This window comes from Rhizobium ecuadorense (assembly GCF_001187535.1).
Lineage (GTDB): Bacteria > Pseudomonadota > Alphaproteobacteria > Rhizobiales > Rhizobiaceae > Rhizobium > Rhizobium ecuadorense.
In genome coordinates this window covers 277,183-296,158 of sequence record NZ_LFIO01001304.1, presented here as the reverse complement: position 1 = coordinate 296,158, position 18,976 = coordinate 277,183, and the positions used below count along the sequence as shown (strand labels likewise).

Annotated in this window: 19 protein-coding genes; 12 read left to right on the top strand and 7 right to left on the bottom strand. The window is 60.9% G+C overall.

Annotated elements, in window-relative coordinates; translation table 11 throughout:
• Nucleotides 1–5 precede the first annotated feature (5 nt).
• Genes AF337_RS28675 through AF337_RS28650 form a run of 6 tightly spaced genes read right to left on the bottom strand, consistent with a single transcriptional unit; the run spans nt 6 to nt 4,580 of the window.
• Complete coding sequence (locus AF337_RS28675; RefSeq protein WP_088937506.1) at nt 6–767, bottom strand: amino acid ABC transporter ATP-binding protein; 762 nt, start codon at nt 765–767, stop codon at nt 6–8.
• Between the two features lie 14 nt (nt 768–781).
• The gene (locus tag AF337_RS28670) at nt 782–1,606 is read right to left on the bottom strand and encodes a transporter substrate-binding domain-containing protein (protein WP_049734824.1); all 825 of its coding nucleotides are present in this window, start codon (nt 1,604–1,606) and stop codon (nt 782–784) included.
• A 40-nt stretch (nt 1,607–1,646) separates the two neighbouring features.
• On the bottom strand, nt 1,647–2,297 hold the full coding sequence (locus AF337_RS28665) for an amino acid ABC transporter permease (RefSeq protein ID WP_049734823.1): 651 nt from the start codon (nt 2,295–2,297) through the stop codon (nt 1,647–1,649).
• A gap of 9 nt (nt 2,298–2,306) precedes the next feature.
• On the bottom strand, nt 2,307–2,975 hold the full coding sequence (locus AF337_RS28660) for an amino acid ABC transporter permease (RefSeq protein ID WP_049734822.1): 669 nt from the start codon (nt 2,973–2,975) through the stop codon (nt 2,307–2,309).
• A 46-nt stretch (nt 2,976–3,021) separates the two neighbouring features.
• On the bottom strand, nt 3,022–3,843 hold the full coding sequence (locus tag AF337_RS28655; protein WP_049734864.1) for a sugar phosphate isomerase/epimerase family protein: 822 nt from the start codon (nt 3,841–3,843) through the stop codon (nt 3,022–3,024).
• Entirely contained in the window at nt 3,843–4,580 is a 738-nt protein-coding gene (locus AF337_RS28650; RefSeq protein ID WP_049734821.1) for a GntR family transcriptional regulator, read from the bottom strand. Before AF337_RS28650 ends, AF337_RS28655 begins: the two co-directional genes overlap by 1 nt.
• Nucleotides 4,581–4,835: 255 nt before the next feature.
• Here AF337_RS28650 and AF337_RS28645 point away from each other — a divergent pair, with 255 nt between their 5' ends.
• From AF337_RS28645 to AF337_RS28625, 5 genes are all read left to right on the top strand, one after another.
• Complete coding sequence (locus tag AF337_RS28645; RefSeq protein ID WP_049734820.1) at nt 4,836–5,729, top strand: intradiol ring-cleavage dioxygenase; 894 nt, start codon at nt 4,836–4,838, stop codon at nt 5,727–5,729.
• 21 nt (nt 5,730–5,750) lie between these two features.
• Nucleotides 5,751–6,533 (top strand): 2-oxo-hept-4-ene-1,7-dioate hydratase, encoded by a 783-nt coding sequence (hpaH, locus tag AF337_RS28640; RefSeq protein WP_049734819.1) that lies wholly within the window; start codon nt 5,751–5,753, stop codon nt 6,531–6,533.
• Between the two features lie 7 nt (nt 6,534–6,540).
• On the top strand, nt 6,541–7,305 hold the full coding sequence (hpaI, locus tag AF337_RS28635) for a 4-hydroxy-2-oxoheptanedioate aldolase (RefSeq protein WP_049734818.1): 765 nt from the start codon (nt 6,541–6,543) through the stop codon (nt 7,303–7,305).
• 11 nt (nt 7,306–7,316) lie between these two features.
• Complete coding sequence (locus AF337_RS28630; RefSeq protein WP_049734817.1) at nt 7,317–7,988, top strand: transporter substrate-binding domain-containing protein; 672 nt, start codon at nt 7,317–7,319, stop codon at nt 7,986–7,988.
• Nucleotides 7,989–8,192: 204 nt separating this feature from the next.
• Nucleotides 8,193–10,103, top strand: a complete 1,911-nt coding sequence (locus AF337_RS28625; RefSeq protein WP_049734816.1) for a beta-N-acetylhexosaminidase — start codon at nt 8,193–8,195, stop codon at nt 10,101–10,103.
• On the opposite strand, the gene AF337_RS28620 is transcribed toward AF337_RS28625, so the two are convergent.
• Entirely contained in the window at nt 10,093–11,016 is a 924-nt protein-coding gene (locus tag AF337_RS28620; protein ID WP_049734815.1) for an ROK family protein, read from the bottom strand. The genes AF337_RS28625 and AF337_RS28620 overlap by 11 nt on opposite strands.
• Nucleotides 11,017–11,310: 294 nt before the next feature.
• Between AF337_RS28620 and AF337_RS28615 the strand changes: the two genes are divergently transcribed.
• The 7 genes from AF337_RS28615 to AF337_RS28585 all read left to right on the top strand — a co-directional run bounded on the left by AF337_RS28615 (nt 11,311) and on the right by AF337_RS28585 (nt 18,883).
• Complete coding sequence (locus AF337_RS28615) at nt 11,311–11,889, top strand: exopolysaccharide biosynthesis protein (protein ID WP_184343364.1); 579 nt, start codon at nt 11,311–11,313, stop codon at nt 11,887–11,889.
• 165 nt (nt 11,890–12,054) lie between these two features.
• A complete protein-coding gene (locus AF337_RS28610) occupies nt 12,055–13,005 on the top strand; it encodes a sugar-binding transcriptional regulator (RefSeq protein WP_049734813.1) in 951 nt (316 codons plus the stop codon).
• Between the two features lie 145 nt (nt 13,006–13,150).
• Nucleotides 13,151–14,461, top strand: coding sequence for an ABC transporter substrate-binding protein (locus AF337_RS28605; protein ID WP_049734812.1), 1,311 nt, complete (start codon nt 13,151–13,153; stop codon nt 14,459–14,461).
• A 136-nt stretch (nt 14,462–14,597) separates the two neighbouring features.
• The gene (locus AF337_RS28600; RefSeq protein ID WP_049734863.1) at nt 14,598–15,470 is read left to right on the top strand and encodes a carbohydrate ABC transporter permease; all 873 of its coding nucleotides are present in this window, start codon (nt 14,598–14,600) and stop codon (nt 15,468–15,470) included.
• 1 nt (nt 15,471) lies between these two features.
• A complete protein-coding gene (locus tag AF337_RS28595) occupies nt 15,472–16,302 on the top strand; it encodes a carbohydrate ABC transporter permease (protein ID WP_049734811.1) in 831 nt (276 codons plus the stop codon).
• Between the two features lie 17 nt (nt 16,303–16,319).
• The gene (locus AF337_RS28590; RefSeq protein ID WP_049734810.1) at nt 16,320–17,318 is read left to right on the top strand and encodes an ABC transporter ATP-binding protein; all 999 of its coding nucleotides are present in this window, start codon (nt 16,320–16,322) and stop codon (nt 17,316–17,318) included.
• 83 nt (nt 17,319–17,401) lie between these two features.
• The gene (locus AF337_RS28585) at nt 17,402–18,883 is read left to right on the top strand and encodes a mannitol dehydrogenase family protein (RefSeq protein ID WP_049734809.1); all 1,482 of its coding nucleotides are present in this window, start codon (nt 17,402–17,404) and stop codon (nt 18,881–18,883) included.
• Nucleotides 18,884–18,976 lie beyond the last annotated feature (93 nt).

The window sequence follows — 18,976 nt, the reverse complement described above, 5'->3', positions numbered from 1 at the left end:
CCGGATCAGTGATGGGCAAGTATTTCGCCGAGAAACGCCCTGGTACGCTCGTGCTGAGGAGACTTGAAGAAAACCTCGGGCTCAGCCTCTTCGATGATCTCACCAGAGGCCATGAAGATGACCCTGTCTGCTACCTGACGGGCGAAGCCCATTTCATGGGTCACACAGATCATGGTCATGCCATCGCGTGCGAGCCCGATCATCGTATCCAGCACTTCCTTGACCATCTCGGGGTCCAGCGCACTCGTGGGCTCATCGAACAGCATCACTTTCGGCTCCATGCAGAGCGCACGCGCGATTGCGACGCGCTGCTGCTGGCCCCCCGAAAGCTGGGCGGGATATTTCTCCGCCTGATCGAGGATCCGGACACGTTCCAGATATTTTCGTGCCAGTCGTTCGGCGTCGGCGCGGCTGGTGCCACGAACGCGCATGGGGGCCAGCGTGCAGTTCTGGAGCACGGTCATGTGAGGAAACAAATTGAAACTCTGGAACACCATGCCCACTTCGCGCCGGATCGCATCCACTGCCTTGGTGCTGCCATCCAGCAACTGTCCTTCGACGACGATCTTCCCGTCCTGGATCGTCTCAAGCGCGTTGATGCAGCGGATCAAAGTCGATTTGCCGGAACCCGACGGGCCGCAAAGGACGATCTTCTCGCCTTTGCGAACCGACAGGCTGATGTTTTTCAGGGCATGGAAGGAGCCGTACCATTTCTCCATCTTCTCAAGTGAAATCAACATCGACTGATCGTTTGAAGAATTGAGCACGGCGCCCTCCAGCTTTACTTGACGGTGAACGGGATGTTGGGGATGGATTCGGGGAATGTCGGAAGGTCGATGCCCATCCACTTCTTGGTGATGGCCGCCAGCTCCCCGCTTGCCTTGATCTTGTCGATGAAGCTGTTGCTGGCTTCGTTCCAGTCTTTCTCGCCAAGGCGCGTTCCGACGCCGTTATAGGTCTTCAGGAAGTCGATCTTACGCTCGTAAGTCCCGGCGCTGGCCGCATCGAGCCTCTGTCCGTAGAACTGGTTGCCGCCGACAGCCTTCACCTGACCGGAAATGAGAGCCTGGATGGTGGCGGCGTCATCGTCGAACCGGCGGATCGTTGCAGTCGATCCTACGGCGTCCGTCACGGCCTTATCCTGCGAGCTCGACTTCGGCACGCCGATCTCCCAGGCCGCTACATCGGCCGGCGCCTTTACGGCATCGGCCTTCGCGGCATAGAGCGAGATTGTGTTCGCTGCATACGGCTTGCTGTACTGGATCGATTTGGCGCGCTCCTCGGTCATGGCCATTGTGGCGAACAGGATATCGACCTTCCCCGTCGTCAGCGCCGGAATTCGGTTGGCGACGGCGAGCGGCTGGAATTCGACCTTCACGCCGAGTTCCTTGGCAAACAGCGTCGCGATATCCGCGTCGAAACCGTCCTGCTTGCCACTCGTATTCACAAAGCCCCATGGCGCGTTGTCGCCCTGGATGCCGACGACGAGAGTGCCCTTGGCTTTGATCTCTTCGACAGTGGCGGCCGATGCGGCGGCGGCGCCGATGGTGGCGAAAGCGGCCGTCGCAAAAGCGATTCCCAGAAATTTCCTACGGTTGGTCTGCATTGCTTATTCCTCCTCTTTGTTTTTGCTTCGAACGAAGCGGTTAGCGGACTGCTTTCGCCATCCGTTTTTCGAGGCCACTTCCAAGGTGCGACAGCGGCCAGCAAATGATGAAATAGATCACGCCGACGATCCCGAAGACGAGGAGCGGGCGGTAGGTTTGGTTCGAGATAATCTGTCCAGCTCGGGTCAGCTCGATGAAGCCGACGATCGCGGCGAGCGACGTTCCTTTGATCAGCTGGACAAGGAAGCCGACGGTCGCAGGCATGGAGATTTTCAGGGCTTGCGGAAGGATGACGTCTTTCATCCGTGATACGTAGTGCAGGCCCAGCGCGTTTGCGGCTTCGTTCTGACCTTTCGGCACGGCTTCGATGGAGCCGCGCCAGATCTCGCCGAGGAAGGCGCTCGCATGAAGAGTGAAGGCGATAGCCACCGCGATCCAGGCGTTGACATCAACGCCGAGCAGCGCCACGCCGTAGTAAACGACGAAGAGCTGCATCAGGAGCGGCGTGCCCTGGAAGAGTGCGATGTAGCCCGAAGTTGCGACGCGCGCCGTCCGGTTTTTTGATGCGCGCGCCAGGGCGATCACTATCCCGAACACGCCTCCACCTACAAAGCCGATGATCGCGAGCAGGACGGTCCATTTCAGACCATGCAAGATGAATAGAAATTCGTTTTCGCCGATGGGACCCATAAGTGCCTCCTATCGCGTCGGGTAGTTGAAGTAGTGGCGGGAAATGAGGGCAAAGAGGCCCATCATCAGGGTCGAAATCACGAGGTAGATGGTAGTTACGGAGAAGTAGACCTCGAAGCTTCGGAACGTGTCGGATTCGATTCTCTGCGCCGCCGACGTCAGCTCGTAGGCTGCGATCGAGGTGCAGACGGAGGTGGTGAGAGTCAGCATCACGAACTGACTGGTGAGCGATGGGTAGATTGCCCGAAGAGCCGGCTTCAGCACGATCAACCGGAAGACGTCGCCCTTGTGGAGGCCAAGTGCGAAGCCTGCCTCGATCTGACCCTTGCTGACGCTCTCGACGCCGCCACGGATGATCTCGATCGCGTATGCCCCGCCGTTGATGCCCAGTGCGATAATCGCGGTAACCGTCGGGTTGAGGCGTATCCCCATCAAGGGAAGCGCGAAGTAGATGAAGAAAATCTGTACGAGGAAGGGCGTATTCCGGACGATTTCCACGAACCCGATGACGGGAGCTCGAACGAGTCGGATCTTGGACGTTCTGGCGGCAACGCCGATAATACCGATGACCAGCGCGAGGACCATTCCGGCCAGCGCCAGTCCGATCGTACCGAGCGAACCCCAAAGCAATTCCGGGGCGCGGTCAAAGACCGCACCAAAATCGAATGTATAACCCATGTATGATTTCCTCCTTCCGGTGCGGATCACCTGCATCCGCGCCGGACTATCGATCCGGTCCGACTATTCTTTCCGCGCAGCCGAAAAGATGTTTAAGGTGGACCTCCGGCGCCATGGATCCGACCAAAGGCACCTCCACCGAGATGGACGCGGCGGCGCCGACCGCAGCAACCAGATCGTCCAACGGCAACTCACCTTCCCCTGGAGGCAGTCGGTCGCTTCTTGCTTCCGCGATCATTTCCTCCGGCTTCGTCGGCGCCGGACCGGCCACGTCGCATAGTTGGACGTGCTTCACTTTGTCGAGGTTGGCTCGTAAGTCTGCCAGAGCCGCACCGTTCCTGAAGAAATGAATGCCGTCGACGAGAACGCCGGCATTCTCCATCCCCGCCTCGGTCACGAGGTCGATGCCATCTGCAAAGGCTTTGACAACCCGCCAGCCCATGTTCTCGATATCAACCGCCAACCCGTACCGTTCCGCGAGGACGCAGAAATCCGAAAAGTTCGATAGCAGCCTGGCATGATCCGGATCGTCACCGCAGACGCTGAGCCGACGCGCTCCAATATTCGCAGCTGCTGCGACGGTCGCCTCCACTGACGATGCGTCGAAAGCGGGATCGATCACGAAGAACTCGATATCGAAGACCTCGACTTCTTCGCCGGCAAGCACAGCCTTCAACTCTCCGGCTGCTGCGCTGCCGACAGGCAGTTCATAATACGGCGCACCGGGAAAGGCTGGATGGAGCCTGAGGCCGATCCTGGTGAAACCTGCCCGTTTGGCAATCTTCGCGAACTCCGCGGGGGGCAGCATTATAGACGAGAAATGCGCCACGCCGATCGGGACGGGCGACTTTGATGTTGAGGCGGCCATCATACGACACCTTTCGTCGCAAGATGATTTCGAAGATTGGTCCCGGTCCGGTGGATGTGCTGGCGCAGCTTCTCGCAGGCATAGTCAACGTCTCGCACCACCGCACCCTGCGCAATCTCGCTGTGCTCCTGGCCTACGTTGCGGTCCCCGGATGTACGGATGAGGAAGGCGCGGCGGTATCGGTCGTTGAGATTCAGCAGAAGATTGCAGAAGTGGAGAAGCAGCGGCTTGCCACAGCCCGAGATTAAGGTGAGGTGGAATTCGCGATGCAGCGCTTCCCAGTGTTCCAGCGTTTCGGGACGGGCGGCGTCGCGCTCGGTTCGGTTCAGGCGATGGAGCGCACGCATGATGTTGCCCTCCCACTCGATGTCGCCCATGCGAATGGATTCGCGCAGTGCGAATACCTCGAGCTCCTCCCGAAGGGTCGTAACTTCCTCGAGATTGGCAAGCGAGATCGGGGCGACGCGATAGCCTCGATTGTCCTGAAACTCAACCAGGCCGTCGGAAATGAGTCGGGCCAGGCCTTCGCGCAACGGGCTGAGGCTGACATTGAACGTCTTCCGGGCCTTGTCGAGATTGATCTTGCTGCCCGCCTCCAGTTCGCCGGAAATGATCGCCTCTCGAAGACGCGATGCGAGCTGGCTTCCGATGGTGTTTTTTCCATCGTCGGCGAAGGTGGCGGGCGGCGCATCTTCTTCTGTCGGCGCGCCATGGCCGCTGTCGTCGCTCGAGTCCATCACTCCTCCCAGGCAATCCGGCTTAACTTTCGATGATCGATATAATAAACGATTATTTATGTCAACTTGTCGTCAGTGCTAGCGATCGAGCTTCCTGGAGAAGGAGTGATTTTAACAGAGTTTTCTTATGATAATCAATTAATTGATGATGGTCTTCGCAAGAGATGAGGTAGGCGAGCGCGGTTGGGAGATTTTCGCTTGCTTGACAAATAATCGATTATTTTTATATTCGGCGCTCCATGAGGAGGTGGCTGAATGCCAATCAGAACTGAGAGCGAGGTAACGCCTGCCGTCGTCGCTGTGATGAACCGCACCGAGGATCCCAGGCTGCGTGAAATACTCGTCGCAATGGTGAAGCATCTCCACGCATTCGTACGGGAGGTCAGGCTTTCCGAAGCCGAATTCCGGGAGGCCACGGCGGTCCTCAACGAAATTGGCCAATTGCAGACTGACAGTCACAACGAGCTCGTGCTCATGGCAGGGTCGCTCGGGGTCTCTTCGCTCGTCTGCCTGCTCAATAACGGCGACAAGGGGCAGACAGAGACGTCGCAATCGTTGCTCGGGCCATTCTGGCGGCTTAACTCGCCGCGAGTCGAGAACGGCGGAACCATCATCCGGTCCGAGACTCCAGGCACGCCTTTGTTCGTCCATGCGAAGGTGATCGATCGGAAGGGCAAGCCTATCGTAGGCGCCGAGGTCGACGTGTGGCACGCGTCGCCTGTCGGTCTTTACGAGAACCAAGATCCCGACCAGGCAGAAATGAATCTCCGCGGGAAGCTCACCACGGACGAAGAAGGCCGCTTCTGGTTCAGGACGGTCAAAATGGTTGGCTATCCGATCCCAGTCGACGGGGTCGTGGGTCGCCTTCTCAAGGCGCAAGGCCGCCACCCCTATCGCCCCGCCCATCTGCACGCGCTCATCTTCAAGCACGGATACAAGACACTCATCTCGCAGGTCTTTGATCCGAGCGATCCGAACATCGACTCCGACGTGCAGTTTGGCGTGACCGCGGCGTTGACCGGCGACTTCGTCCGGCATGAAGAGCCACACCCGTCCGATACGGACATTTCAGGGCCGTGGTTCTCGCTCGATTACACATATGTCATGGAGCCAGGCGAGGCAGCCCTGCCACGCCCTCCGATCAAATAACGAAAGCAGCAGAGCCAAATCATGATGACGGACAAGGAACGCCAGGAGGCAGCTGACGCGCTGCTGAAGGCCGAAGTCGAACGCAAACCAATCGTCCAACCAAGCAAGACATATCCGAACCTGGACCTCGAAGACGCCTACAAAATACAAGCGCTCTGGGCGCAGGCGCGGATTGCGAAAGGCGCACGAATCGCTGGCCACAAGATCGGACTAACGTCGCGGGCAATGCAGATGGCCTCGAAAATGACGGAACCCGATTACGGCGTCATTCTCGACGACGCTCTCTTCAATGACGGAGCGCAGATCAAAGCGGATCTGTTCATCAAGCCCCGTCTCGAAGTCGAACTCGCATTCGTAATGGGCGAGGATCTCGAAGGTCCAAGCACCCGCATCTATGACGTCATGCGGGCGACCGAATTTGTCGTTCCCGCTCTCGAAATCATCGACTATCGAACCGAAGTGCCAAGAGCCATCACCGACACAATCGCCGACAACGCGGCTTTCGGAGCGATCGTCATAGGTGGTCGCATCGTTCGACCGATGGATGTCGATATCCGCTGGGTCGGTGCGACGCTTTCGAAAAACGGCATCATCGAGGAATCCGGCGTTTCCGCAGCCATCATGGGCCATCCAGCCGCCGGAATTGCATGGCTCGTGAACAAGCTCCATGCTGTCGGGGGCGGCTTGAAGAAGGGCCAGATCGTTCTTGCCGGCTCGTTCACCCGCCCCGTGGATATCGCCAAAGGCGACGTCATCCAGGCCGATTATGGGCCGGTCGGCTCCATCGGCGTTTCGTTCGTGTGAGGTGGCGATGGAACTCCCTGTCAATCACTTTAAACGAAAGCTCATGGCCGGACAAAGCCAGATCGGTCTATGGTGCGGCCTTCCGGGAAGCTACGCAGCGGAGATCGTCGCGCCATCGGGTTTCGACTGGCTGCTGTTCGACACCGAGCATTCTCCCAGTGACGTCCTCACCGTCCTGCCCCAATTGCAGGCGGTCGCGCCCTACAAGGTTTCGCCCGTCGTACGCCCTGCCTTCAACGACCCCGTGCTGATCAAGCGGTTCCTGGACATCGGCGTGCAGACGCTGCTTGTTCCATATGTGCAGAATGAGGAGGAGGCGATGGCCGCTGTAGCAGCCATACGGTATCCGCCGCGCGGGATTCGTGGTGTCTCCGCCTTGACGCGTGCCACCCGCTTCGGGCGTGTTGCGAACTACGCGCAGATCGCGGAGCAGGAGATATGCCTGCTTCTTCAAATCGAGACCCGTGAAGCGCTCGATCGTCTCGAATCCATCGCCGCTGTCGAAGGAGTGGACGGCATCTTCATCGGACCGGCTGATCTCGCGGCGAGCTTTGGCCATCCTGGTCAACCGGGTCACCCTGATGTGGTTGCTGCGATCGAAGACGCGATAAGGCGTCTGAAGGCGCTTGGGAAACCGACCGGCATACTCACCCCCGACCAGAAGTTCGCAGCCCGCTGCATTTCGCTGGGGACGCTGTTTACCGCAGTCGGTGTAGACGTCGCCCTGCTTGCAAGAGGATCCGAAGCGCTCGCGGCCAGGTTCGCATCTTAGGGAGTTCGAAGATGCCGACGCGGAAGCAGATTTTGGCTGAGATAGCGCCGACCGGCGCGATCAGGGCCGCCGTCAACATGTCAAATTCGGCGTTGGTCCGACGGGACGATGAGGCGGGCGCCTTGGTCGGTCCGAGCGCCGAGATAGCCCGCAAGATCGCCGAACAACTTGATTGCGGCCTCTTCCTGATCCAGTACGGCTCGGCCGCCGACATACTCGCCGATGCAGACGGCGATGAATGGGACATTGCTTTCATTGCTTCGGATCCATCCAGAGCCGACCGTTTCTCCTTTTCGCCTCCATACATCTCCGTCAAAGCGACCTACCTCGTGCCTGACAGTTCGTCCTTCCGGCGGGTCCAGGACGTTGACGTCGAGGGAGTCCGGATCGCCTCTGCAAGGAGTGCAGCCTACACGAAACAGCTCGAACGAATGCTTGAAAGAGCAACGGTTTTCCACACTGACAGCCCCGCAGCAGCCGTCGATCTACTTGTCGGATCCCAGTGTGACGCGGCTGCCGGGTTGACCGAATATCTCATTCAGACTTCGGTGCGCATTTCGGGCTTCCGGCTCTTGGAAGAAACATTCTCCGAAATCCCCCAGACGATCGCCGTGCATAAAAGAGCCATCCATGCCTCAGCCTTTTTCGCAGATTTCATACGCCATCTGCATGGCGCCCCATAGGCGATCTGGTCGCCGGGGTCCGCTTGGCTGCGGTATGATAGGCGGCATCCTCGTTGCGACCGTACTGACCATTCTGGATTCTCATCGCTATTCGCCTCGCCTGAGTTCGCGCCGATTCCATTGCCGTCCCGAACAGGCTAAGCTGCAAAGGAATGCCGGAAGTCAGCCGTGATCCCGGCCGTTCGTTGACGGGGAGGGCGCGACATGGTCGATTATCGTCTTGAGACAAGCTGGTGCCCGGTCGAAGGCAGTTTCGGGCGCTTGACCTTCACGCTCCGCAATCTTTCGGCCGAGCCGCTGTCCGGCTTCTCGCTCGCCTATACGTCGGAGACGCGGGTTGCCGACAAGCATGTCTGCGACGGCGGCAGCATCAAGCGACAGGTCGCGCACTTCCATGAGTTCCTGCCACCCGAGGGGCTGAGCGTGCCGCCGGAAGGGTGCTGGCGGTTCACGGTCGAGGGGCTGAGCAGAGAGCCGAAACATGTCACGGCTGGCGTTAAATCCGCCTATCTGACACTGGCCGACGGCCGTCACCTTCCCGTCGATTTCGGCGATCTGATGCTCGAAGGCCGGGATGGCGGTGTGTCGCCGCCGCTCTTGCCGCCTGGTAAGGCCGATGAACCCTATGCGTTGCTCCCTTGGCCGCTATCGCTCGGGCTGAAGGCGGGTGACTTGCCGGCCACCCTCTATCCGGCCGAGAGGACGCGGCCTGATGCGATCGAGGCCCTCTCTCAGGTTCTTTCACTTTACCAGCGCTTCTACCCAGCCGAAGACGCGCCATTTTCGCTGAGTGATGTCGAAGGCGGGCGGCGTATTCGTTTCGTCGCCGAATCGTCGATCGCCGCCTTCGCCTACGAGCTGCGTTTCACCGCGCATGAGATCGTGCTGTCGAGCGCCGATGAAGCGGGGCGGCGCTATGGGCTGATCAGCCTGGCGCAACTGCTGCATGGCGCCCGCACCGATGGTGAGCGCTTCAAGTTCCCCAATTTCGGCACGATCGCCGACCAGCCGCGTTATGACTGGCGCGGCTGCCATCTCGATGTGTCCCGGCAGTTCTATCCGGTCGCCGACGTCCTGCGGCTGATCGATATTCTCGCCTGGAACAAGCTCAATATCTTTCATTGGCACCTGACCGACGACGAAGCCTGGCGGCTGGAGATCAAGGCCTATCCGGCGCTGACGGAGATCGGCGCGCGGCGCGGGCCGGATGAGGTGCTCGTGCCGCAACTCGGCGACGGAGCGGAAACACGCGCCGGCCATTACACGCAGGATGATATCCGGCGGATCGTTGCGCATGCCACCTCGCTCGGTGTCGAGGTCGTGCCGGAAATCGACATTCCCGGCCACAGCACCGCAGCCTTGCTCTCGCTGCCGGAGCTCGTCGACGGGCAGGAGGCGCCGGACAGCTATCGCGCGGTGCAGGGTTATCCCAACAATGCCCTCAATCCCGCGGTCGAATTCACCTATGAATTTCTCGGCAAGGTGTTCGACGAGATCGTGGCGCTGTTTCCGAGCGCGTATCTCCATATCGGCGGTGATGAGGTGGCGCAGGGCGCCTGGCTTTCCTCCCCTCTCTGCCAGGCGCTGATGAGACGGGAGAAGCTTGCCGGCACCGCCGAGCTGCAGTCCTATTTCCTGAAACGCATCAAGACGATGCTGTCGGAGCGTGGCCGGAAGCTCGCCGGCTGGAACGAGGTCTCGCATGGCGGCGGCGTCGACCGCGACGGCACGCTGCTGATGGCCTGGGAAAAGCCCGCCGTCGGCATCGAGCTGGCGCAGCAGGGTTACGACGTGGTGATGACGCCGGGGCAGGCCTATTATCTCGACATGGCGCAGGCCGAAGCCTGGGCCGAGCCCGGCGCGGCATGGGCAGGCCATTCGGCCCCGGAACACACCTATGCTTACGAGGCCGAGGGCGAGCTGCCGCAGGCGCTGCAGCAGAAGATACGCGGCATCCAGGCCTGCATCTGGACTGAAAACTTCATCTCGCGCGCCTATTTCAACCGGCTGGTCTTTCCGCGTCTTCCGGCTGTCGCCGAAGCTGCATGGACACCGTTGGACCGGAAGGATTGGGACCGGTTCGCAGCGATCGTGCGGATGTGGCCTATGCTTTAGAAAGCAACGGTTCCGCTTTCAGCCCCAGCAGCGCTGCGCCGATCAGACCGGGTTCGATGCGGCATTGGCTGCGCACCACCAGCGGCCGGTCGAATTTGCGCAGAATGCGGGCGCGCACGGCGTGGTCGAGTTCGGCAAGCAGCGGCTCGACATTGGACAGACCGCCGCCGACCGGGACGATGGTGGCGCCGGTGATGTTGATCGTCAGCGCCAGGGGCGAGGCGACGAGATCGACATAGACGTCGATCGTCCGTGTCGCCTCCTCCTCGCCATGTTGCCATTGAGCGATGATCTCTTCGCTGGAAAGGTCGAGATCATGCAGCGTCTTGTGCAGCCGTTCCAGGCCGCGGGCGCCGCCGACGGTGTCGACGCAGCCTTTCTGGCCGCAGCCGCAGGCATAGGCGGGAATGGCGACCGGCGGATTGCCGGCCGCGGATGCGATGATCGGCCCGTGACCCCATTCGCCGGCGAAGCCGCCGGCCTCGTTGACGAGACGGCCGTCGGCGACCAGGCCGCCGCCGACGCCGGTGCCGAGAATGGCGCCGAAGACGATGCGGTGGCCGCGACCGGCGCCGAGGCCGGCTTCGGCGATTGCGAAACAGTCGGCGTCGTTGGCGATCAGCGCCGGCAGGCCGAGTTCGGCTTCGAGATCGGCGGCCAGCGTCCGGTCATGGATGCAGGGGATGTTGGCGCAGATCAGCCGCTGCGTATCGGGATCGACGACGCCGGCGATGGAGAGCGCGATACGGCCCGGGTTTTCGCCTGTCTCGGCGATGATGGCGCGCAAGGTCGCGACGAAAGCGGCAAAATCATCTCTCGGCGTTGGTCGCCGGCCGAGGGGGACGATGTCCGTCTCGGAGCGGGCGATGCCGCCCTTGATGGCGGAGCCGCCGATGTCGAATGAGATGATCATTGCCACCCTGCCGTTTCTCTGGTCTGTGGTGTCTGCTCGCACTGTTGGCGGCGAATTACAAGCCTTCATTCCGTTGCCCGCCAGGCGCTTGCGGCGTAGAGGGGGATGATCGGGCCAAATCGCCGTCAACGGCTATTCCCGTCCCACAAGTCATTCAATTGGCATATTGCGCGGCCAAAATCCGAGCCTGCACTTCCATCATCCACTGGTATCATGACCATCGAAAACGCCGATTCCCACAGACGCAGAAGACCACGTCCACCCCGTCCCAAAGGTCGCCGCCTCTCATCCATCCTGCGGCAGCTGGCCGCCGACCGGAGCCGGGAGCGGATTTCGATCGGCGACCTGTTTCAGACGATGGGCGACAGGGCGATCAGCGCGTTGATGCTGATCTTCGCGCTGCCGAACGCTTTTCCGACGCCGCCCGGGACGTCGGCCGTCCTCGGCGCGCCGTTGGTCTTCCTGGCGGTGCAGTTGACCTTCGGGCTGAAACCCTGGCTGCCGAGGGTGATTGCCGACCGTTCGATGCGGCGGGAGGATTTCGAAACCATTGTTGGCCGCATCCACCGCTGGCTGGCCTGGGCGGAGCGGATGCTGAAGCCGAGGCTGGCGATCTTCGCCGAGCCGCCGGCGGAATATCTCGCCGGGGCGGCCTGCCTGCTGCTGTCGATCGTGCTGCTGCTGCCGGTCCCGCTCGGCAACATGCTGCCGGCGATCACGATCTCGGTCTTCGCCTTCGGCATATTGGGCCGCGACGGGCTCTTCGCGCTGATCGGCTTTATCATGACGGCGGTGTCGCTGGTCGTTGCCGGCGGTGTGATCTACGGCCTGGCGAAGACGGCGATCTATCTCGTCATGCGATGGTTTGCCTGAAAGGGGGGGTGCCTGAATGGGTTTGCCTGGGTGACGTCGGTTATTTGACGGCGCTCATTTCAACAGGCTCGACATTTGCCGGAATTTTGTTTTCATCTGGCGCGATAGAGTTTGAAATCATGTTCGGCGGCGGCACGCCGGCTCACTTTGCGTGGTAGGCATTCAATGGCAAAAAGATCCGAGACCGCGGCACGCCTCGACGATGCGGCACGTGCCGGCTGGCTCTATTACGTCGCCGGGCGCACGCAGGATGAAATCGCCGCCGCGATGGGCATCTCGCGGCAATCGGCGCAGCGGCTGGTGTCGCTGGCGGTCGCCGAGCGTCTGATCAAGGTGCGGCTCGACCATCCGATCGCCGCCTGCCTGGAACTCGCCAGTCAGCTGCGGCGGAAATTCGGGCTGAAACATGTGGAAGTGGTGCCGAGCGATTCGGGGTCGTCGGCGACCGTCGGCATTGCCGAGGCGGCCGCGGCCGAGATCGAACGATGGCTCAAACGGGCCGAGCCGATCGTGCTTGCCGTCGGGACCGGCCGTACGCTGAAGGCGGCCGTCGACCAGCTTCCGGCGATCGAATGTCCCAATCACCGCATCGTTTCGCTGACCGGCAATATCGCCCCGGACGGATCGGCCGCCTATTACAACGTCATCTTCAGCATGGCCGATGCGGTGAAGGCGCGGCACTATCCGATGCCGCTGCCGGTGCTTGTCACTTCGGCGGAAGAGCGGGAGCTGCTGCATGGCCAGCAGCTGGTGCGCTCGACGCTCGACATGAGCGCGCAGGCCGATGTCACCTTCGTCGGCATCGGCGAGCTCGGCATCGACGGGCCGCTCTGCGTCGACGGTTTCCTCGAGAAGGACGAGATGATGGAGCTGATGCGCGGCGGCGCGGTTGGCGAGATCTGCGGCTGGATCTTCGATGTCGACGGCAGGTTGCTCGACAACCCGATCAATGAGCGCGTCGCCTCGGCGCCGATCCCGTCCCGCGAGGCGTCGATGGTCATCGGACTGGCCAAGGGCAAGCGCAAGTTCAAGGCGATCCGGGCCGCCGTTGTCGGCCAGCAAATCAATGGATTGATCACCGACGAAGAGACGGCCGAGTTTTTGCTCAAGAGCTGAGCAAAAAATTCTCCATTTTTATTCAATGGGATAAACATGTCCTTCGGCATCGCAGCAACGATTGCCGATTGACATTCTTTACTGCTTGGTGAGTAATTGCCCATGAGCGAAGCGAATGCTCACACCCATCTTCTGGGAGGAAGATATGACATTGAGAACTTTTCTGCTGGGCGCCTGCTCAGCGCTGGCGTTTGCCGGCATGGCTTCGGCCGAAACGCTGACAATCGCAACCGTGAACAACGGCGACATGATCCGGATGCAGAAGCTGACGGATGATTTCAAGGCGAAGAATCCCGGCATCGACCTTGAATGGGTCACCCTCGAAGAGAACGTGCTGCGCCAGAAGGTCACGACCGACATCGCGACCAAGGGCGGCCAGTACGACGTTCTGACGATCGGCACCTACGAGGTTCCGATCTGGGCAAAGCAGGGCTGGCTATTGCCGCTCGACAATCTCGGCGCCAATTATGACGTCGACGACCTGCTGCCGGCGATCCGCAGCGGCCTGACCGTGGACGGCAAGCTCTATGCGGCGCCGTTCTACGGCGAAAGCTCGATGGTCATGTATCGCAAGGACCTGTTCGACGCCGCCGGCCTGAAGATGCCCGACGCGCCGACCTGGGATTTCGTTGCCGACGCTGCCCGCAAGATCACCAACAAGGACAAGGAAATCTACGGCATCTGCCTGCGTGGCAAGGCCGGCTGGGGCGAGAACATGGCCTTCCTGACGGCCATGTCCAACTCCTTCGGCGCGCGCTGGTTCGACGAAAAATGGAAGCCGCAGTTCGATCAGCCCGAGTGGAAGGAGACGCTCGACTTCTACGTCAAGCTGATGAAGGATGCCGGCCCTCCGGGCGCTTCCTCCAACGGCTTCAACGAGAACCTGGCGCTGTTCCAGACCGGCAAGTGCGGCATGTGGATCGACGCAACGGTTGCGGCTTCCTTCGTCGCTGATCCGAAGCAGTCGCAGGTCGCCGACAAGGTCGGCTTTGCGCTCGCCCCGGACAAGGGCCTCGGCAAGCGCGGCAACTGGCTCTGGGCCTGGAGCCTCGCCGTCCCGGCAGGTACACAGAAGGCGGAAGCTGCCGAGAAGTTTGTCGCCTGGGCGACGAGCAAGGACTACAGCAATCTCGTCGCTGAGAAGGAAGGCTGGCTAAACGCACCTCCGGGCACCCGCAAGTCGCTCTATGCGAACGCGGACTACCAGAAGGCGGCGTCCTTTGCCAAGATGACGCTCGACTCGATCGAGGCGGCCGATCCGACCAAGCCGACCGTCAAGCCGGTCCCCTATGTCGGCGTCCAGTTCGTGGCGATCCCGGAATTCCAGGGTATCGGCACGGCTGTTGGCCAGCAGTTCTCGGCAGCGCTTGCCGGCCAGATTTCGGTCGACCAGGCTCTGCAGAGCGCACAGCAACTGGCAACCCGCGAAATGACCAAGGCCGGCTACATTAAATAACACCTCCTGAGCAAGAGGCGGATCCTTGACAATCCGCCCCTCTGGGCCGCCGATGCCCGAACTGCATCGGCGGCCGCTTTTTCAGACAAAGCTTTCCTGCGGACGCTCCCCGCTTCAGATCAGATCGGTGATTGCCATGGCAACCTTGCATACTCGCTCCGCAGCGCGCCTGATGATTGCGCCCTCCGTGCTGCTCCTCTTTGCATGGATGATCGTCCCGCTCGCGATGACGATCTACTTCTCGACGCTGAACTACAATCTGCTCAATCCCGGCATGGAAAGCTTCGTCGGCTTTCTGAATTACGAATATTTCCTCACGGATCCGGCCTTCTTCGCCGCGCTGATCAATACGCTGCTGCTCGTCGCCGGCGTGCTCTTGATTACCGTCATTGGCGGCATCGCTTTCGCGCTGCTGCTCGACCAGCCGATGTACGGCCAGGGCATTGTGCGCATCCTGGTGATTGCGCCATTTTTCGTCATGCCGACGGTGGCCGCGCTGGTGTGGAAGAACATGTTCATGAACCCGGTCAACGGCCTCTTTGCGCATCTTGCCAAGGCGCTCGGCCTGCAGCCGATCGACTGGCTGGCGAATGCGCCGCTGTTCTCCGTCATTCTCATCGTCGCCTGGCAGTGGCTACCCTTTGCCACCCTCATCCTGTTGACCGCGCTGCAGTCTCTCGACGAGGAGCAGAAGGAGGCCTCCGAAATGGACGGCGCCGGGCCGATCTCGAAATTCATCTATATCATTCTGCCGCATATGGCGCGCGCCATCACCGTGGTGATCCTGATCCAGACGATCTTCCTGCTTTCGGTCTTTGCCGAAATCCTCGTCACCACCAATGGCGGGCCGGGCACCGACAGCACCAACCTCACCTATCTCGTCTATGCCCAGGCGCTCTTGCAGTTCGATATCGGCGGCGCATCGGCCGGCGGCATCGTCGCGGTCGTGCTTGCCAATATCGTCGCGATCTTCCTCGTCCGCCTCGTCGGCAAGAATCTGGAGGCTTGAGATGGCCAGAAAAGTCACAACCCGACGCAAGGTCATCGTCACTGCGATCGCCTGGACGCTCGGCATCCTGATCTTCTTCCCGATCCTCTGGACGTTCCTCACCAGCTTCAAGTCGGAAGCCGATGCCATCGCCTCGCCGCCGCAGTTCCTGTTCTTCCACTGGACGACGGAAAACTATGCGGAGGTGCAGAGCCGGTCGAACTATCTCAGCCACTTCATGAACTCGGTGATCATTTCCTTCGGCTCGACGCTGATCGGCCTGATCATCGCGATCCCGGCCGCCTGGGCGATGGCGTTTTCGCCGACCAAGCGGACCAAGGACGTGCTGATGTGGATGCTGTCGACCAAGATGATGCCGCCTGTGGGCGCGCTGATCCCGATCTATCTGCTGTTCCGCAATTCCGGCCTGCTCGACAGCCGCACCGGACTGGTGATCGTGCTGACGCTGATCAACCTGCCGATCATCGTCTGGATGCTCTACACCTACTTCAAGGAAATCCCCGGCGAGATCCTTGAGGCGGCCCGCATGGACGGCGCATCGCTGATGAAAGAGATCGTCTATGTGCTGACGCCGATGGCCGTGCCCGGCATTGCCTCGACGCTGCTTCTGAACATCATCCTCGCCTGGAACGAGGCTTTCTGGACGCTCAACCTCACCGCCTCGAAGGCGGCGCCGCTGACGGCCTTCATCGCCTCCTATTCCAGCCCGGAGGGCCTGTTCTACGCCAAGCTGTCGGCGGCCTCGACCATGGCAATCGCGCCGATCCTGATCCTCGGCTGGTTCAGTCAGAAACAACTCGTCCGCGGCCTGACCTTCGGCGCTGTGAAATAAGATAAAGGGAGACAAACATGGGCAGCATTACCCTTCAGAAGGTTTCCAAGGTCTTCGGCGAAGCCAAGGTCATCCCTTCGATCGATCTCGACATCAGGGACGGCGAGTTCGTCGTCTTCGTCGGCCCGTCGGGCTGCGGCAAGTCCACGCTGCTCAGGCTGATAGCCGGGCTCGAGGATGTCTCCGGCGGCAAGATCGTCATCGACGGCCGGGACGCCACCGAAAAGGCGCCGTCGGAACGCGGCCTTGCCATGGTGTTCCAGTCCTACGCGCTCTATCCGCATATGAGCGTGCGCAACAACATCGCCTTTCCACTGAAGATGGCGGGCGTCGACAAAGCGGAGATCGACCGCAAGGTGACGGATGCGGCGCGGGTGCTGAACCTCACCGACTATCTGGAGCGCAAGCCGCGCCAGCTTTCCGGCGGCCAGCGCCAGCGCGTCGCGATCGGCCGCGCCATTGTCCGTCAGCCTTCGGCCTTCCTGTTCGATGAACCGCTGTCGAACCTCGATGCGGCGTTGCGCGTCAACATGCGCCTCGAAATCAGCGAGTTGCATCAGCAGCTGAAGACGACGATGGTCTACGTCACCCACGACCAGGTCGAGGCGATGACCATGGCCGACAAGATCGTCGTCTTGAACAGGGGCAATATCGAGCAGGTCGGCTCGCCGCTCGAACTTTACAGCCGCCCGCGCAACCTTTTCGTCGCCGGTTTCATCGGCTCGCCGAAGATGAATTTCATCAAGGGCCAGAACGCTGCCCAGCTCGGCGCCCATACGATCGGCATCCGCCCCGAACATATGCTGTTGTCGATGGAGAGCGGCGACTGGAAGGGCAGGGTGGTGGTCGCCGAGCATCTCGGCTCCGACACCTTCCTGCATATCGATGCCGAGGGCATCGGCATGGTGACGGCGCGCGGCAGCGGCGACTTCGCCGCCAAGGCCGGCGATACGGTCTACCTGACGCCGGACCGTTCGCGTATTCACAAATTCAACGAGGGCGGTCTTGCCATTTGAGGCGGGCGGCCGGCTGGGGGCAGGCATGCGAGCCGGGCGATGGCGCCCGGACGTCTCGGCAAGACCTTCAAGAGGACTGAAACATGACGTGCAAATTATCGCTTGCAACGCTTTCGGACGCGGCGCGCACTGCCGCCATCCCTGGATATGACAGGGCGTCGCTGAAAGCCGGCATCGTGCACTTCGGCGTCGGCAATTTCCATCGCGCCCACCAGGCGATCTATCTCGACGATCTCTTCAACACTGGCGCGGATCACGACTGGGCGATCGTCGGCGCCGGTGTGCTGCCGTCGGATGCCGCCATGCGCGAAAAGCTTGTGGCGCAGGATTTCCTGACGACGGTGGTCGAACAGGACAACAACAAGACGGCGGCGCGCGTCACCGCGCCGATGATCGACATCCTGCCGGTCGGCGATCCCGCTGCAATCATCGCCAGGCTTGTCGACCCTGAGATCCGCATCGTCTCGCTGACGATCACCGAGGGCGGTTATTTCATCGATGCATCGGGCACCTTCAATCCGGCTCATCCTGATATCGCTGCCGACGGGCACAGCCCCGACGCGCCGAAGACGGTCTTCGGCCTGATCGTCGCCGGCCTGAAGGCACGCAAGGCGAAGGGCATCGGTCCCTTCACCGTCATGTCCTGCGACAACATTCCCCATAACGGCACCGTCACCGCCAATGCCGTGGTCGGCACGGCGGCCCTTTCGGACCCTGGCTTTGCCGAGTGGATCCGGGAAAATGTCGCCTTCCCGAATGCGATGGTCGACCGCATCACGCCGGCGACCGGTCAGCGGGAGATCGATTTCCTCCGGGACAATTTCGAGATCGAGGACAATTGGCCGGTCTATTGCGAGGAATTCAAGCAATGGGTGCTCGAGGACAAGTTCACCGCCGGCCGGCCGGCGCTGGAAAAGGTCGGCGTCACCTTCGTGCCCGATGTCACGCCCTACGAGCATATGAAGATCCGAATCCTCAATGGCGGTCATGCGGCAATCGCCTATCCGGCGGCATTGATGGACATTCATTTCGTGCATGATTCCATGGAAGATCCGCTGATTCGCGCCTTCCTCGCCAAGCTCGAGAAAGACGAGATCATCCCGATCGTGCCGCCGGTGCCGAACACGTCGCTGACGGATTATTTCGCGCTGATCGAACATCGCCTGCTCAATCCGAAGATTGCCGACACTATTCCGCGGCTGGCGCAGGACGGATCGAACCGCCAGCCGAAATTCATCCTGCCGTCGACGCTCGACAATCTCAGCCAGGGCCGGGATATCGTCGGCCTGGCGCTGGTTTCGGCGCTCTGGTGCCGTTATTTCGCCGGCAAGACCGACAGCGGCAAGGATATCGTCTTCAACGACGCCAGCGCCGATCGCCTGCATGCGGCGGCTGTGAAGGCCAAGGACGATCCGTCGGCCTTCCTCGTCTTCGACGATATCTTCGGCGAGGTGGCGAAATCCGATCTTTTCCGCAAGCGTTTCGCCCATGCTCTCAAAACCCTGTGGGAAAAGGGCACGCGGGAGACGCTGCAGCTCTATCTCGACGGCAAGCTCGCAGTGTAGGAAATCCGGATGGCGGCATTCGTTGCCGCCATCCGTCCCGTCTTGCGGGTAAAGCGGGACGGTCGCGCGTGCGAAATTGAACTCAGGTTGGGT

Coding starts and splice junctions, on each gene's coding strand:
- AF337_RS28670 (WP_049734824.1), bottom strand. CDS start 1,606: ATGCAGACCAACCGTAGGAAATTTCTGGGAATCGCTTTTGCGACGGCC.
- AF337_RS28665 (WP_049734823.1), bottom strand. CDS start 2,297: ATGGGTCCCATCGGCGAAAACGAATTTCTATTCATCTTGCATGGTCTG.
- AF337_RS28660 (WP_049734822.1), bottom strand. CDS start 2,975: ATGGGTTATACATTCGATTTTGGTGCGGTCTTTGACCGCGCCCCGGAA.
- AF337_RS28655 (WP_049734864.1), bottom strand. CDS start 3,843: ATGGCCGCCTCAACATCAAAGTCGCCCGTCCCGATCGGCGTGGCGCAT.
- AF337_RS28650 (WP_049734821.1), bottom strand. CDS start 4,580: ATGGACTCGAGCGACGACAGCGGCCATGGCGCGCCGACAGAAGAAGAT.
- AF337_RS28645 (WP_049734820.1), top strand. CDS start 4,836: ATGCCAATCAGAACTGAGAGCGAGGTAACGCCTGCCGTCGTCGCTGTG.
- hpaH (WP_049734819.1), top strand. CDS start 5,751: ATGATGACGGACAAGGAACGCCAGGAGGCAGCTGACGCGCTGCTGAAG.
- hpaI (WP_049734818.1), top strand. CDS start 6,541: ATGGAACTCCCTGTCAATCACTTTAAACGAAAGCTCATGGCCGGACAA.
- AF337_RS28630 (WP_049734817.1), top strand. CDS start 7,317: ATGCCGACGCGGAAGCAGATTTTGGCTGAGATAGCGCCGACCGGCGCG.
- AF337_RS28625 (WP_049734816.1), top strand. CDS start 8,193: ATGGTCGATTATCGTCTTGAGACAAGCTGGTGCCCGGTCGAAGGCAGT.
- AF337_RS28620 (WP_049734815.1), bottom strand. CDS start 11,016: ATGATCATCTCATTCGACATCGGCGGCTCCGCCATCAAGGGCGGCATC.
- AF337_RS28610 (WP_049734813.1), top strand. CDS start 12,055: ATGGCAAAAAGATCCGAGACCGCGGCACGCCTCGACGATGCGGCACGT.
- AF337_RS28605 (WP_049734812.1), top strand. CDS start 13,151: ATGACATTGAGAACTTTTCTGCTGGGCGCCTGCTCAGCGCTGGCGTTT.
- AF337_RS28600 (WP_049734863.1), top strand. CDS start 14,598: ATGGCAACCTTGCATACTCGCTCCGCAGCGCGCCTGATGATTGCGCCC.
- AF337_RS28595 (WP_049734811.1), top strand. CDS start 15,472: ATGGCCAGAAAAGTCACAACCCGACGCAAGGTCATCGTCACTGCGATC.
- AF337_RS28590 (WP_049734810.1), top strand. CDS start 16,320: ATGGGCAGCATTACCCTTCAGAAGGTTTCCAAGGTCTTCGGCGAAGCC.
- AF337_RS28585 (WP_049734809.1), top strand. CDS start 17,402: ATGACGTGCAAATTATCGCTTGCAACGCTTTCGGACGCGGCGCGCACT.